Origin of the sequence: Rubrimonas cliftonensis (assembly GCF_900107585.1) — a bacterium.
GTDB classification, from domain to species: domain Bacteria; phylum Pseudomonadota; class Alphaproteobacteria; order Rhodobacterales; family Rhodobacteraceae; genus Rubrimonas; species Rubrimonas cliftonensis.
This window is the reverse complement of sequence record NZ_FNQM01000015.1, coordinates 65,473-79,034: the sequence shown is the minus strand read 5'-3', so window position 1 is coordinate 79,034 and position 13,562 is coordinate 65,473. Positions and strand designations below refer to the sequence as shown.

Below are 13,562 nucleotides of genomic sequence, written 5' to 3'. Positions count from 1 at the left end.
GAGATCGGCTACAAGGATGTTCTCGGGGTCAGCAATATGCTGCAGGAAGCCGGGCTGTCGCCGCCGAACATTCTCAAAATGCCCGCCAACAACCTGATGCTCGTGGCCGAGCGATGAACTGTCCACTGTGTCGCGGAGTGTGAGTTGGTGGAGATCATGGCTCCGATCGGCCCCGCGCGTTGGCTCTCGTCGAGTTCGTCAGCATTGGGTCTAGGGAAGAGCGCGTGAAGGCGCGTATTGTTGACAGCTGTCAACTCTGGGATTCTGGAAATTGCAGAGGCCCGCAAGACGGCGGATCGGATCCCCCTACCCCACTGTTCCGGGCACACTCCATGCCTCAAGGAACCGACCGAGATGCGGCTCGCTGTCCTGGCGATCCTGCAGCCAGTCGGCGATTTCCTTCTCTATGTCGGCGCGCTGGCCCGCGGTGATCCTTCCTTGGACACGCAACCACGAGAGCCATACGAGGCTTGTTGAGAGCGTGTCGGTGACGCAGTAGGTGCGCACGTCCTCAATGCGTCCGGCGTCGACCATGGCCTCTACGTCGCTGCCGTCGACGTCGAGCTTGCCCGGCGCTCCGACTAGGCGGGCGGCGAGGTCAAGTGAGATCTTGCGCGACGCGCCGAACTCGCTGAGCGCCTCGCAGAGGTCGAGATGCCAGTCGACGGCGTAGCGCTGGCGATACGAGTCCCACTTGCTGTCGCCATGAAAGTAGAGCGGGGCCTCGAGCCCGTGGCGCAGCGACCGGTGGAGGAGCACCGGCAGATCGAAGCCGCGGCTGTTGAAGCCGACGAGCGTCGGTTCAGCCTTGCCCATCGCGGCCCAGAAGCCGGCGATGAGGTCGCGCTCCGGCGCGTCGACGGCGCCGCCGGCGCGCGCGTCGACGAACCGCATCGTCCCGTCGGCTTCGCGACGAAACTCAGTGACGGCGATGGCGACGATCCTGTGGAGCGGCGTGGCCGGGAAGAGCGCCGCGCCGGTCTCGGGATCGACGAGTTCATCGGGAAGCGCGATGAGGCGATCGGGCACCGTTTCGATGTCGAAGACCACGAAATCCCGACCGCGCATCGTAATCCCCGCCGCCGCTCAGAACCGCGCCGCGCGCCAGCCGGCGGCGCGGGCTTCCGCCTCATCGCAGAACCACCGCTCGCCGCGGGCTGTGCTGACGCCGGTGCGATCGTACCAGGGCGACCAGGGCGTGTGATAGATGCGCTCGCCGGTCCAACTGACATTGCCCTTGATTGGGCATCCCGGGCGCGGTGTCGTTGCGGCGGCGGCGTGCCATCGCTCTGCGCGGAAGTCCCAAGGAGGCTGGGTCGGGGCTTGCCAGACGCCTCGGCGCGCGGTTCGCGCGGCGTCCTCCTCATCGACATAGGCGTCGCTGTAGCGCCGGAAGGCCCAAGCAAGACCTTCAGAGACGAGGGCGGCGCTGAGATCGCGTGCGCCGCCTGCTGCGCTGCAAATGCTGACAAGGCGTCCGTAGCGGTCGATGTCGCGTACTGCGCAGGAGATTTGCCTGCCGTTGACTAGCGTTCGGAGCCGGCCCGTCGCACTCGCGCCGCAGTCCCAGTCAGCGCCGCTGGAGAGGTAGCAGCGTTGTCCGGCCTCAGCCGCGTCGATCCCAAAGAGCCTGACGGTCTCAACGCCGATATCGATCGTATCGCCATCGACGACCGTTGCGAAGCCGGAGACGGTCTCGGCGGCGACGGCTGCAGGCGGGGTAGGGGCCAGGATGATCAGCGCCAACAGACCAGCGCGCGTGACAGCTGTCATCAGAGCAGCTTCAATGTGCGAAACGAAGCCTCAGCGCCATTGCCGATTACGACATGGTCAATGACGCGGATGTCGACGGCGGCGCAGGCGTCGACCACGCGCCGAGTCATGACGACGTCGGTGTCGCTGGGCTTCGGATCGCCAGACGGGTGGTTATGCACGAGGATGACGCTCACGGCGTTGAGCGCGAGGCCCTGTCGGGCGACCTCTCGCGGATAGACTGGCGTAGCGTTAACGGTGCCTTCCGCGAACAGGCGGTCTTCGATCAGCGTGTTGCGCTGGTCGAGATAGAGCACGCGGAACTGTTCGCGGTCGCGGAAGGCCATTGTGGTTCGACAATAGGCGATCAGTGCGCTCCATGATCCCAGCACGCAGGTCTCGTTGAGTTCGGCGCGGGCGAGCCGCTGGGCGAGCGCGCCGGCGAGGCGCAGGTGGAGCACGACCCAGTCGTCGACACCGGGGATCTCGCGGAGCCGCGCTTCGGGGGCGTTGACGACGGCGTTGATTGAGCCGAAGCGCTCGAGCAGCTTCTTGGCGAGCGGCTTGACGTCGATTTTCCAGATGGCGTTGCACAGGACGAGCTCGAGCAGCTCATAGTCAGGCAGCCCGTCGGGCCAGGTGGCGAGAAACCGCTGCCGCAGCCGCGCGCGGTGGCCATGGTAATGCGGCTTACCGTCCTCGGTGAAGAAGTTCGCCGAACGCGGGGGATAGCGGCGGGTAGGGTGGGGCTCAGGCAGTCGTAGCAGGGCGCGCAGGAACTCAAGCATTGCACTGGCCCCGTCGCGCAGCGAACGGGCCGCACTCTTTGGCGTGGTGCGGGAAGCTGATTCTGGCTCCGCAATGGCACGGATGGCTGATGGCGTGGCTTCAGCCATGCCGGGCGGCGGCGACTGTGGGGCGTTTGGGGCTTCGCCGCCGGGGGCCAACGGTGCGCTAGCTTTCTTCACGTGGCGACGCTCTTTTAGCTGGTGCTGCGCCGAGTTGTGGAGCTGTGGCATTGCCAGCTTTCTGAACGCCGACGCTGGAGGCGTCGGCCATCGCAAGCGAGCCGCGGCTGCCCGCGCCGGGCTTTAATGCGGTGACCTCTGGCATTGGCGTTCCTCGGTTGCAGTCTGATCATAGGTCGGCGTTACGATTGGCGTCAAAGCGCAAGGCTGCGGCCTCGTCTTCTGAACCTGCCTTGGGTCGTACGCCAATTGATGTAGTACGCGCCTCGATACGGTTGTACGCGCCAGCCAAGGGCACGGGAGAGGCAAGCGTGGGGGCGGGGCGCGCGCCAGCCGCTCCATTGTAGTTGACAGCTGTCAACTTGGTCGCCGTGTGAAAGTTGACAGCTGTCAACTCAGCCCCCTTAAGCGGGTTGACAGCTGTCAACTTTCTGGACGGCGCTTCTGACCGGCGGAGCGCTCTTCAAAATGGCCATCAGCATTCCGATGGGCGTGAACTGGCTCGATCGCGCCTTGAAGATCAACGCACGGAGATAGCCTCCTGGGTTGCGGATCTCCGAGGATCGCTCCAGCATACATCCCAACGTGAGGCTCGCCGTTATGTTGCCCATAACATCAACCGCCTCTTCCCAAGCGCTCGGACTGACGCCCATCAGGCCGCGTACGAAATGCGCGGCCCGTGTGACGTCGCGCCACCCGTCAAGGCGACCGCCATTGTAGGCCGCCAATTCGCGGCACGCCTCGCGTACGAGCGCGAACGGAACATCCTCCACCAGTTTGGTCGTCTCCTCGCTTCTCCTCAATCCACGCAGGCGCTGCCTCTCTTCGCCACAGCGATTTTTGGCGTGCTTATGTTCTAAGGGTTCAAAACAAGAAGCGTCTGTTTTTGAATTCTGATGGCGGCGCTCGTTATCGGCGTCATTGCCGTCCATTTTTTCAGAACTTGGCTGGACACTGGCCTGCACCAACTCCATCGCAACCTGCACGAGTGCGGTTGCATCGGCCAATGCGCTGTCGAGTTCGCGCTCGTCCAGGCGACGGCGCGCCCGGGAACGCAGCGCGAAAAGTTCACTTAGGAGCTGCTCGATCGCAGAGCCTGCCTGGTCACTCGAAGCGTCTTCGACATAGGCTACTAGCTTCGCGGCGTCGCGCATCGCGAGGCTCAGCCGCTCACGTTGCATCTTCATTCGCTCAATGGCGTCCCGCGCCGCCTGCGCGGCGCCGGCGATTTCCTGAGCCCTCACGAGGAGCGGTCTCAGATCGAAACCGAATGCGACGACGACATCTCCAGCGGCGCTTTTCCGGGCGTAGCGCTTCCCGTTGGGACTGTCGTGCCTCAGGACGAGGCCGGCGCGCGTGAGCGCGGCGAGGTGTCGCCGCAGTGTGCTTTCGGCCATGCCGTGCGCCCGCTCTGAGAGGGCGGCGTTGGAGGGAAACACGACCGTGACCTCGTTGTCGCTGAGAGACGCGCCCCGATGGAAGCTGAGGAGTGCGTTCAATACCGAGAGATCGCGATCGGAGACGCCAAATGCTGCGCGCCCCACACAGAGGTCGCGAAAAATGGTCCACTTGTCAGCATGGGGCACATTGGCCTGCCGTGCGACGCGTTCGGTCGTCGCCAGAAGCGCAGCCGATACCGGCCGCGCCCCAAAGGGCGTGGTTGAAAGTCTCTCCATAGCTGTCCGCTAGGCAAAGCCGTACCCTTCCGCGGAGACCGACGGTTGTTGACTGCTGTCAACTGAGTGGCTACGTTCATGCTGCCAGGCGATGAACGGGCCTCTCGGGATGTCATGTCCTGGGGGGTCTTTTCTTTTTGCTCCGCCGGGTGCGCCTCCTTTCCTACATGGTCACATCATTGCCGTCCGCGCGGCGCGCGGATGGTCACTCGCCGCGACGGGCAAGCCAGTCGCGATGAATTTCTTCCAGGTTATCAACCAGCCACTCGTCGAAGCCATCGCTGCGGCCGAGGTCGAAGGACAGTGTCACCGCGGACGGCGTGCGCTTGATCTGGCCCCGCGCCGGCTCATCGCCGAAACGGATTGGCGCGAGGCTCACGCGCGATGGCGCTTTGACCGCGCGCGGGGTCAGGCTGACGAACAGCTCCTCGAACCTGCCATCGGAAGTCTCGACGCGCGTGGGCCCGAATAGGGCAGGGTGTTGCTCGGCCCCTTCCGGGTTTTTCTCGATCAGGTCGGCGAGTTGCAGCCAGCGGTCGCGACCGATCGACGGCGCGGCGCCGATGGCTTCAATGAGCGTGATCGGCACGCGATCCACCACTGACAGCATCCGGGATATGATGGTCTTGTCGATGTGGAGAGCGTCGCAGATGATCCGGCGGTCGTAGCCGGCTTCGCGCATCTGGCGAGCGAAGTTCGCTTTCTCCATGAAGCTCAGATCGCGCCGCGCCGAGTTTTCCTGACCTTGTGCGACCACGGCCTCGCGATCGTCGAGATCGCGGATCATCGCCTTCACGGTCTGCCCCAGATCCCGGATGGCCTGCACCCGGCGCCTGCCGTAGACGACTTCGAAGCGGCCGGCCTCATGCGGATGCGGTCTGAGCAGCACCGGCACCTGCTGCCCGTAGTCGCGGATCGACGCGACCAGCGACGCGTGCGCTTCCGCATCGTGTTCCAGCCGATCGCGGATGCCGCCATCCGCGATGCTGGCTGGATCGATGTCGTTGATCGCCCGGCTCTTCAGGTCGGCGATGGATTGCCCGACCGCGCCGATGGCCCCCTTGGTGTAGCGCGGCCGCGGCGCCTCGGTGGTGTCGTCTGATGCTGGCGGCGCATCGCCAATCAGCCCCTTGAGAAGGTTCTTGCGCGCCATCAGCGACCCCATGCTTTCTGGATGAGCCCGGTGATTTCATCGTTCACCGCGTTCAGGCTCTCCATCGCCCGTTCGTATGTTGCGCGCGTGAACTGGGTCTTCTCGACTTCGTAGAGCGTTTGCTTTGTGATCGCCGCATCGGAGATCGCCGTGCTCTTCAGGACGGAATGGTTCAGGACGTGCTCGCCGAACATGCCGCGCATGAACGACACCATCTGGTTCTGCGGGCCGTCGCCAGGCTCGTAGCGGGTGACGACGTAGCGTAGCCAGTCATAGCTCATGTCGCCGCCGGCTTCCGAGACCACACCGAGAAGATTCGAGGTCATGAGAAGGAACTGGCACATCGACATGACGTCCAGCATCTGGGGATGGACAGTGACGAGGACAGCCGTCGCCGCCGAGAGTGCGGACATTGTGAGGAAGCCAAGTTGCGGCGGGCAGTCGATCACGACGATGTCGTAGCGTTCCTCCACCTCGCTCAGCGCCTGCCCGACGCGGGTGAAGAACAGCGAACCTTCGCCGCGCGAGAGCATGCGCGGCGTGTCGTGTTCGAACTCCATCAGGTCGAGGTTGCCGGGGACGATATCGAGGTTGGTGAAGTAGGTGCGCTGGATGATGTCGGCGATAGGGCAGGGGTCGTCGTAGCGGATCGCATCGTAGAGGGTGCCGCCGTCCAGCAGGTCGAATTCCGGTTGGAACCCGTGCAATCCTGAGAAGCTTGCCTGCGGATCGAGATCGAGCGCCAGCACGCGATAACCGTCGAGCGCGGCCTTCTGCGCAAGATGGGCCGACGTCGTTGTCTTGCCCGATCCCCCTTTGAAGTTGATCACCACGATGACCTGTAGATGATCCTGCGCTCTCCGGCCGGGAACATAGGTTCCAGGGGACTTTGCGCCCGCCTCGAGGAACTGCCGCAGATTCTGGATGTCTTCCGGGCTGTAGTACCGGCGGCCATTGGTGCGAATCTCCGGCGACGGGCCTTTGCCATCGAGGTGCAGCTTGCGCAGGTAGGCGTCCTTCACGCCCAAGAGCTGGGCGACTTCGCCGGACGTAAATTTTCGCAGCGCCTTCTTGGCGTCTGGCGGGTAGAGCTCGTTGCGATGGGCCTGCAGTCGCTCCGACAGGCGCGCTGCATGCTCTCCGACAAGCTTGTCAATTCGCTCGCCGCGACGCAGCGTCGGGCCAGGTGCAGGTTTCGCCATGTCCGCCTCAATCGACGGGGTTGTTACGGTCCCCATCGTTTTATTCAGTTGTTGCCGTAATTTTGTGCCGGCTTGCTCAAGGCTTGGCAAGCCGATTCCGCAACATCTGGTGTGCCGAGGGTACTTTAGGCGTGTTTTTGGGGGCCTGATGCCGTTGCTGGCGTCGCTGCAGGGCCGTGGCGCCAGTCCGACGCACGCTTTGACGAATCGCATCGGCCCTTCGCGCGACCCGTACAGCCGGCCTCCGGAGAGCGTCGCCGGATCGATTACGCTTGGCGCATGGACTGGGCGATGATGCCTTGGCTCAGTCAGCGCCGGGCAGAGCGGTGGCGTTCTGAAACCACGTCGGGCGCCCCATGAGCGTCGGGCGGCCGGCAAAGACGCCGTTGCTACGCGGGACGCGCGCAGGTGGCGCAACCGCTTTGCCGAGCACCTGAGAGGAGCGGCGACCTCTATCGAAGCGACCCCCGTCAAGGCGTTGCGCGACCGGTGCTTCGACCGGGCGCCCCGCGGTGATCGGACGACCATGGCCAGAGCCCGCTCGCCTGAAAGCCGTCCGGCTTTCGGGCGAGCGGAGCGAGGCCTTGAAGGGGCGATGGGAGGCCGGTCAAGGCGCGCGCGGCGCGCGCCGGCCGCAGGCCGCTTGGCCTTGACGGGCCGGGCCCGGCCCGGGCCCTGGAGCGGCGCGCAGCGCCGGCCGCGTTGATGGTGGGGTTGCGAAGCGTCTTCATTCGGCGGCGTCGAGCATCGAGCGCTGGGCGGGCCCATCGGAGCCGGGCGCGGGCGCGTCTGAAGCGGGTTCGCGGCGGTCAGCCTCGCGAGGTCCGGCGTCGAGTTCGTCGGCGACGCGCCGGACGAGCTTGCGATAGGCCTCGACGAGGGCGTCGTTGAGCGGGAGCTCGTAGCCGAGCGCTTCCGCGCGCGCCTTCAGCGCCTCCAGCTCGTCGGCGAGGTCCTCCGGCGCGTTGAAGCTGATCTTGCGCATCCTGGGCGGCGCGGGTCGGGGTTTCAGGAGGGGCGGCATGGCGGCGTCCTTGTGCTGGAGGTGAGGGCGCGCGCGGCTTATCGCTCGAAGCCGCGCGAGGGGGTCTGGATCTTGTTCGCGCGTTCGTTCTCGAGACGGCGGCGCTCGACGTGCTCGGCGAGCTCCTGCATCGTCTCGGGCGCGCGAGCGCGTTTGGTCTCGCGGTCCTTGTCGCGTTCCTTCTCTGGGTCGCCGACGCGGTGCGTGTCGCCGCGATGGGCGCCGGCGTCGCGGGCGATGGCGGGATCGCGGCGGAAGAGGTCGGCCGGGCTTGGGAGCGTGCGGCGCGGCGTGTAGACGCGTTGCCGCAGCGCCCGGACCGCCTCCGACACGGCTTCGCCGAGGCGGGCCTGGGTCGATAGCCCGCGAGCGTCGGTCTCGGCGGCGACGCGGCGGGTCTCCTCGGTCTCCAGCGCCGTCATCTTGGCGCCGGCGCGCCCTTCGAGGCCGGCGCGCAGCTTGTCGGGATCGTCGGTGGCGAGCACGCCGCTGTCCTTGGCGCGCGAGAGCGCGACGTAGAAGCTCGAGGCGTTGACGAGGTTGATGCGGGCGGACTCGGCATGGATCAGCACGCGCTCGGCGGTGCGCCCTTGGGCGGCGTAGGCGGTCTGGGCGTAGCCGTGCCGCCAGTGGCCGCGGCGGAGGTCGTCGACGTCGATGGTCTTTTCGCCGCCGCCCGAGAAGGCGATGATCGCCTGGCGCGCGCCGATGTCGACTACGGAGACGCGGCCCGTCTGGCCGTTGCGCAGTCCGAGGGACGGGTCGTTCCGGGTCCAGACGACGGCGTCGCCGGCGCGCAGCTCCGCCGTCTCGCGCGAAAAAATCTCGGCCTTGGCGGCGCCTTTCTCGGCGGGTTTCCAGTCGACGACGGCGCCGCCGGGCGTGCGCAGCTCCACGACGCCGTCGCCCTGGCGGGTTCCGACGACCGTGAGATAGGCGCCGGCGGCGACGGAGACGCCGCTGAGGCGGTAGCCGCGGGCGAAGCGCACCTGGTCGCCGACCTCGTAGGAGAAGACGAAGCGCTTCTCCGCCACCGTGAGGCCCTTGGTCTCGAGCCGCGCCGCCGTGAGCGCCGACAGGCCAAGGGCGCCTTCGGCGATGAGGCCTTTGCGCACGGCGTCGGTGATTTTGGCGCGGCCCTCGCGGCTGGGATCGATGAGGATGGTGTTCGAGCGGTCCTGCGGAGAGAGGGCGAGCCAGCGGTCGGCAAGCGCCGTGCGGCGCTCGTCCGCCGTGTCGGCGACGATGAGGTTGTCCTTGGCGGGATCGAAGTAGCGCATGCTGATCGCCGCGCGACCGGCTGCGGCCTGCTCGACGGAGAGGCGCAGCGCGTCGTTGGTCTGGCGCACGATGCGCTCCAGCACCGCGGTCTGCATGCCGGCTTCTTGAAGTTGGCGAAACCCCGCGCCGGCTTCGACCGAGCCGAGCTGGCGCACGTCGCCGACGAGCACGAGGCGGGCCTTCTCGCGTTCGGCGGTCTCGATGAGCGCGCGCAGCTTCGCTGTCGAGAGCATCGAGGCTTCGTCGACGATCCAGATTTTTCGCGCGCCGCCGACCTGGGTCTGCGGCGCGTTCTTCGCGGCGGCGCGCGCCTCCTGAAGATGGCGATCGACGGTCTTGCCAGTGAGCCGCAGCGCCTCGCCCAGCGTCTCCGCGGCGCTGGCGGTCGGGGCGAGCGCGCGCACGTTGTAGCCGCTGCGCTCGGCATAATCGGCGAAGCTCGCGAGCACCGTGGAGGTCTTCGCCGTGCCGGCGAGACCCTGGACGGCGACGACCGCGTTGCGGCTGGTCAGGAGCGTCGCGGTCGCCGCGCGCTGGTCGTCGGTCCAGGCGTGTCCGTGTCTGGCGGAGCGCTTCTCCGCGATGTCGACGACATGGGCTGCAATGCCGGGGCTCGCCAGCCGCGTGACGGAACCCCGGCCGGCGGCCTCGGCGGCGATCATGGCGCGTTCCATCGCGCGGAGCTTTTCGGTGGTGACGCCGGCCTTTTCCTGGTCGACGCGGGTCTGCCGATCGGCCTCGACGACCTGGCGCCCGAGCGCGTCGCCGCGCGCGACGGCCGCCTGAAGCGCCGTCTTGAGGTCTTCGTCGGTGGCGCGGCCGATGGCGATTTTGCCTGCGACGGCGAGCAGGCGCTCCGTCGAGAACGCCGCCTCGCGTTCGGAGAGCGCGTCGATGGCGACGCGTAGGATGTCCGTAGCATCCTGGGTGCGGGCCTCAATGGTGAGCAGCGCGGAGAACGCCGCGGTGCGGCCGCGCGCCTCGGCATGCAGCCCCTCGATCGCCCCCAGCGCCGCCGGCGTGATCCGGATGCGCCATCCCTCGTAGACGGCGTCATGGTCGACAGCGCCCTTGGAGCGGCGCGTGCTGAGCGTCGCGGCGGCGCTTTCCTTCGCGCTGGCCTCGCCGGGCTCGATGCCGAGGGCTTCCAGTTTCGCCTCGATTTCCGTGCGCCGCGTCGAGAACGCGGCCATGGTCTCGCGGCTGACGCCGCGGATCTCGAACGTACCGTTGGGCTTGATGTCGATGTTGTACCCGAGCTGCTGGACGCGCAGGGCGAGCTCCTGCCGGTAGCGCAGACCGATCTCCATCTTGGCGTCGTAGAGCCGCTTGTCGTCGAGGCTGCGCCAGCCGCGCGCGGTCTCGGTGGCGTTGGCGACGACGGCGTGGGTGTGCAGCTGCGGGTCGCGATTGCGGTTGAGCTCGTGGCGGAAGAGCGCGATCACGAGATTGCCGGTGGTCTCGTGTCGATGGACGCCGGCCTCTTTGATCCGGGTTCCGGCGTGCTCGCGTTCGACGGCGGCGAGCGTCGCGCGGACAGCCTGATCGTGAGCGGTGGCGAGGCGGAGATCGCCTGCGACCTGCGCCATCACCGAGACCGATTTCGGCGCGCTGAAGGTGAGATCCCAGCCGGCGCGGTGCTTCCAGACGCCCTTGGCTTCGAAGCCGAGCCGTTCCGCCTGGCCCGGCAGCTTGCCGTCGAGAACGGCGGCGAAGTCGGCGCGCTGGACGGGTCCAGCGAGGCCGAGCGCCTCGGCGCCGGCGCCGGCCCAGGCCGACGGGCCGTCGGCGTCGCGGGTGTAGTAGTCGTCCTTGCTGAAGTAGGCCGACGCCGCGCCGGCGCTGGCCACCGCCCCTATCGAGAGCATGGCGCGCCCTCCCGAGGGGTCGGTTCAGGGGCGCGTCTGCAGCGCGGCGCGCTCACAGTTTCGAATCCGGGCGGCGTGAAGACGGAGCCGCGGCGCCATCGCCGAAGAGGTCCGGCGTCTCTGCCGTGGCGGCGTTCGGCGGTGTCTGTGGGCGCGGCGCGGAGGGCGTCGCGCGGCGACCCAGATCGCCGACAGGGGGTCTCGCCATACCGGGATGGCTTGACGCCGTGGGTCGGTCCATGGGGGCCGCGTCGCTTACCGGAGCCGCGGCGCGCGGGGCCTCAGGTGTCGTCGCCGTCGCTGGATCAGGTTTCCCGGCCGCGTTCGGCGTGGTGTCGGCGGCGCGCGACGGCCGCGCAGGTTGCGCGGACTTCGCCGCCGGCGCCGCGCCGGCGGCGTCTTTTGCGCGCATCGCCGGGCTCGTTTTCTCCGCCGGAGCGGGGTCCGGAAGCGTCGATCCCTTGAGCGTGCGGGCGATGTCGCCGGCGCCGAGCGGGTCGTCGCCTTCAGGGATCGGCTGCCATCCCTTGCGGTCGAGCGCGTGGAAGATGGTCTGTTCCGGCGGTCGCGGCGTCAGCGCAGCGGCGATCGGCGGCGGCGCGTCGCGACGCTTGTCGAAGGCGAGCTGGATGCGCCCGACGGGCCAGTTGCCGGGCAGCGTGAGGTAGCAGTGCAGGTCCGGCTGGCGGGCGATGTCGCCGGCCATGACGATCGGCTCGGTGCTGCGATGGGGCGAGAGCTGGGCGCCGTCCATGGTCTCCGAGGTGCCGTAGCGGATGCTCTCGCCGATGCGCTCGACGACCGCCGAGCCGATGGCGTCCTCGCACCATTTCGCGGTGCGCGGCTCCGGCAGGCGGAAGAACGTCTTGGTGTTGAAGAGCGACATCAGCACCTCGGCGCGGTCGGGGCCGTAGTTCTGGCGCAGCTGTCCCATGTTCTGCACGCCGGCGACGACGCAGGCGCCGTACTTGCGCCCTTCGGTCAGCAGCGGCTGCAGCGAGGGCAGCTCCTGCAGCGCCTGCAGCTCGTCGAGCATGAGCCAGATCCGGCGCTGCGGGTTGGGGGGCAGGCTCAGGATCGTGTCGGCGACGGCGTCGAGCCAGAGCGAGAGCACCGGCCGCACGGCGGCGAGCTGGCGCTGGTCGGACGCGATGAAGAGCCAAGGCGCGCCGCGTGCGCGCAGCCGCGCCGCGGCCTCGCGCCGGCGCGCCTCACGCCCCGCCAGAACGTCGTCGCGCGCGGCGTCCTGAGCGCGCCAGTGCGCCTCGATCTCGGCGCGGTTGGCGTCCCACCAGACGGTGAACCCCGCGCCCTCGGCAGGCGCGGCCATGCCGTCGGGCAGCAGCGGAAACACCAGCGATACGCGCTGGACGAGGCGCGCGGCGCGCGCGAGATCGCCGACCGCGAGCAGGTTTCGGGCCTGCAGGAGCTCGGCGTACTCGGCGTCGAAACGGGCGGCCAGCGCGGCGCGCGCCGCGTCCGGGCGCGTCTCCATCGCCGTGACCGCATCAGTGATGAAGTCGCGCACGGAAAAATCGTCGGGGCCGCCGGAGCGCGTCGAGAGAAACCGCAGGGCCTGGGTGTAGACCGACATCGTGGCGTCGACGTCGTGGCCGGAGCGATGGTCGCCCTGATAGTGTTTGGCCGCCGACGTGCCCTCCAGCAGCGTCGCCTTGCTCTCGCGATCCCAGATCAGCGCGGCCTCCAGCAGCGCCATGAGCGAGCGGTTCCTCATGCGCCAGATGCGGGTGAGCAGCGTTGCGAAGAGGTCCTGCGCGGCGGTGTGGAAGAAGTTGTTGTCGCCTTGGGTCGAGGGGATCAGCGCGCGCGCGATGCGGTAGGCGTCGGCGATCGAGCGCATCTCCGCCCACGGGCTCCAAGGCGGCGAGCGCGCGTCGAGCGGGTTGAGCAGCACGTCGCCGCGGCGCGCGTCGAAAAACTCCGCGGTGAAGTCGCCGACCTTGTCGAAGACGATGGCCATGTCGCCGCGCGCGCGGACCTCGCGCAGCCAGCGCTTGATCAGCACCGACTTGCCGGTGCCGGGCGTGCCTAGGGCGACGAAGGCGCGGTTCAGAACCGCCTCCGGCATCGGCACGGCGCCGATCGTGAACTTCGAGACCGCGGCGCCGCGGCGCACGAGACGGCCGAGTTCGCGCGCCTCGACGACGCGCTGGCCGCGCGCGAGCAGGTCCGCCGTGGCGGTGTGACCGCGCCGTTTGGCGAGCAGATAGAGCGCGTAGGCGAGCGGGCCGGAGAGCAGCAGGAACACCGCGACGGCGTGCAGCGTCGCTTCGACGGCGAGGTTCCAGGCCCCGACATGCCACGGATCGCGCAGGATGCGGGCTGACGGCCAGCTCTGCCAGCCGCTGTCGGTGAGCACCGGGATGGCGTCGAGATCGACGCCGACAAGCCCGGTGACGACATAGGCGCCGACGTAGCGCGCGGCGCCGAGCAGCACGAAGTCGGGCACGGTCAGCCACACCCAGACGCCGACGCCCAACATCCCGATCGCGCCCAGGATCTTGAGCATCAGCGCGATGGAGCGCGCCTGCAGCGTCGCCTGCAGACGGAAGATGTCGAAGCCGCGGGCGAAGCTGTCGCCCATCAACGGTCGGTGTCGGATGGGCGTCATGGCGCG

At 68.0% G+C, this 13,562-nt stretch carries 9 protein-coding genes; all 9 read right to left on the bottom strand.

Features of this window, described 5'->3' with window-relative positions:
- Positions 1-306: 306 nt before the first annotated feature.
- Positions 307-1,068, bottom strand: a complete 762-nt coding sequence (locus tag BLW43_RS17665; RefSeq protein ID WP_093255478.1) for a 3'-5' exonuclease — start codon at positions 1,066-1,068, stop codon at positions 307-309.
- Between the two features lie 18 nt (positions 1,069-1,086).
- Positions 1,087-1,773, bottom strand: coding sequence for a thermonuclease family protein (locus tag BLW43_RS17660; RefSeq protein WP_093255477.1), 687 nt, complete (start codon positions 1,771-1,773; stop codon positions 1,087-1,089).
- Complete coding sequence (gene radC, locus BLW43_RS17655) at positions 1,773-2,771, bottom strand: RadC family protein (protein WP_217632225.1); 999 nt, start codon at positions 2,769-2,771, stop codon at positions 1,773-1,775. Before radC ends, BLW43_RS17660 begins: the two co-directional genes overlap by 1 nt.
- 353 nt (positions 2,772-3,124) lie before the next feature.
- Entirely contained in the window at positions 3,125-4,396 is a 1,272-nt protein-coding gene (gene repC, locus BLW43_RS17650) for a plasmid replication protein RepC (RefSeq protein WP_093255474.1), read from the bottom strand.
- 205 nt (positions 4,397-4,601) lie between these two features.
- Positions 4,602-5,549 (bottom strand): plasmid partitioning protein RepB, encoded by a 948-nt coding sequence (gene repB, locus BLW43_RS17645; RefSeq protein WP_093255485.1) that lies wholly within the window; start codon positions 5,547-5,549, stop codon positions 4,602-4,604.
- Positions 5,549-6,751 carry a plasmid partitioning protein RepA gene (gene repA / locus BLW43_RS17640; RefSeq protein ID WP_175478980.1) on the bottom strand — a complete coding sequence of 401 codons (1,203 nt, stop codon included), beginning with the start codon at positions 6,749-6,751 and terminating at the stop codon, positions 5,549-5,551. The genes repB and repA overlap by 1 nt, the downstream gene beginning before the upstream one ends.
- Before the next feature lie 727 nt (positions 6,752-7,478).
- A complete protein-coding gene (locus tag BLW43_RS17635; RefSeq protein ID WP_139284129.1) occupies positions 7,479-7,775 on the bottom strand; it encodes a hypothetical protein in 297 nt (98 codons plus the stop codon).
- A 38-nt stretch (positions 7,776-7,813) separates the two neighbouring features.
- Positions 7,814-10,924, bottom strand: coding sequence for a MobF family relaxase (mobF, locus tag BLW43_RS17630; RefSeq protein ID WP_093255471.1), 3,111 nt, complete (start codon positions 10,922-10,924; stop codon positions 7,814-7,816).
- 52 nt (positions 10,925-10,976) lie between these two features.
- Positions 10,977-13,556, bottom strand: coding sequence for a type IV secretion system DNA-binding domain-containing protein (locus BLW43_RS17625; RefSeq protein WP_093255470.1), 2,580 nt, complete (start codon positions 13,554-13,556; stop codon positions 10,977-10,979).
- Positions 13,557-13,562: the final 6 nt, after the last annotated feature.

What these genes read in the sequence shown, in the direction of transcription:
- BLW43_RS17665 (WP_093255478.1), bottom strand. Translation starts at nt 1,068, where the DNA reads ATGCGCGGTCGGGATTTCGTGGTCTTCGACATCGAAACGGTGCCCGAT.
- BLW43_RS17660 (WP_093255477.1), bottom strand. Translation starts at nt 1,773, where the DNA reads ATGACAGCTGTCACGCGCGCTGGTCTGTTGGCGCTGATCATCCTGGCC.
- radC (WP_217632225.1), bottom strand. Translation starts at nt 2,771, where the DNA reads ATGCCACAGCTCCACAACTCGGCGCAGCACCAGCTAAAAGAGCGTCGC.
- repC (WP_093255474.1), bottom strand. Translation starts at nt 4,396, where the DNA reads ATGGAGAGACTTTCAACCACGCCCTTTGGGGCGCGGCCGGTATCGGCT.
- repB (WP_093255485.1), bottom strand. Translation starts at nt 5,549, where the DNA reads ATGGCGCGCAAGAACCTTCTCAAGGGGCTGATTGGCGATGCGCCGCCA.
- repA (WP_175478980.1), bottom strand. Translation starts at nt 6,751, where the DNA reads ATGGCGAAACCTGCACCTGGCCCGACGCTGCGTCGCGGCGAGCGAATT.
- BLW43_RS17635 (WP_139284129.1), bottom strand. Translation starts at nt 7,775, where the DNA reads ATGCCGCCCCTCCTGAAACCCCGACCCGCGCCGCCCAGGATGCGCAAG.
- mobF (WP_093255471.1), bottom strand. Translation starts at nt 10,924, where the DNA reads ATGCTCTCGATAGGGGCGGTGGCCAGCGCCGGCGCGGCGTCGGCCTAC.
- BLW43_RS17625 (WP_093255470.1), bottom strand. Translation starts at nt 13,556, where the DNA reads ATGACGCCCATCCGACACCGACCGTTGATGGGCGACAGCTTCGCCCGC.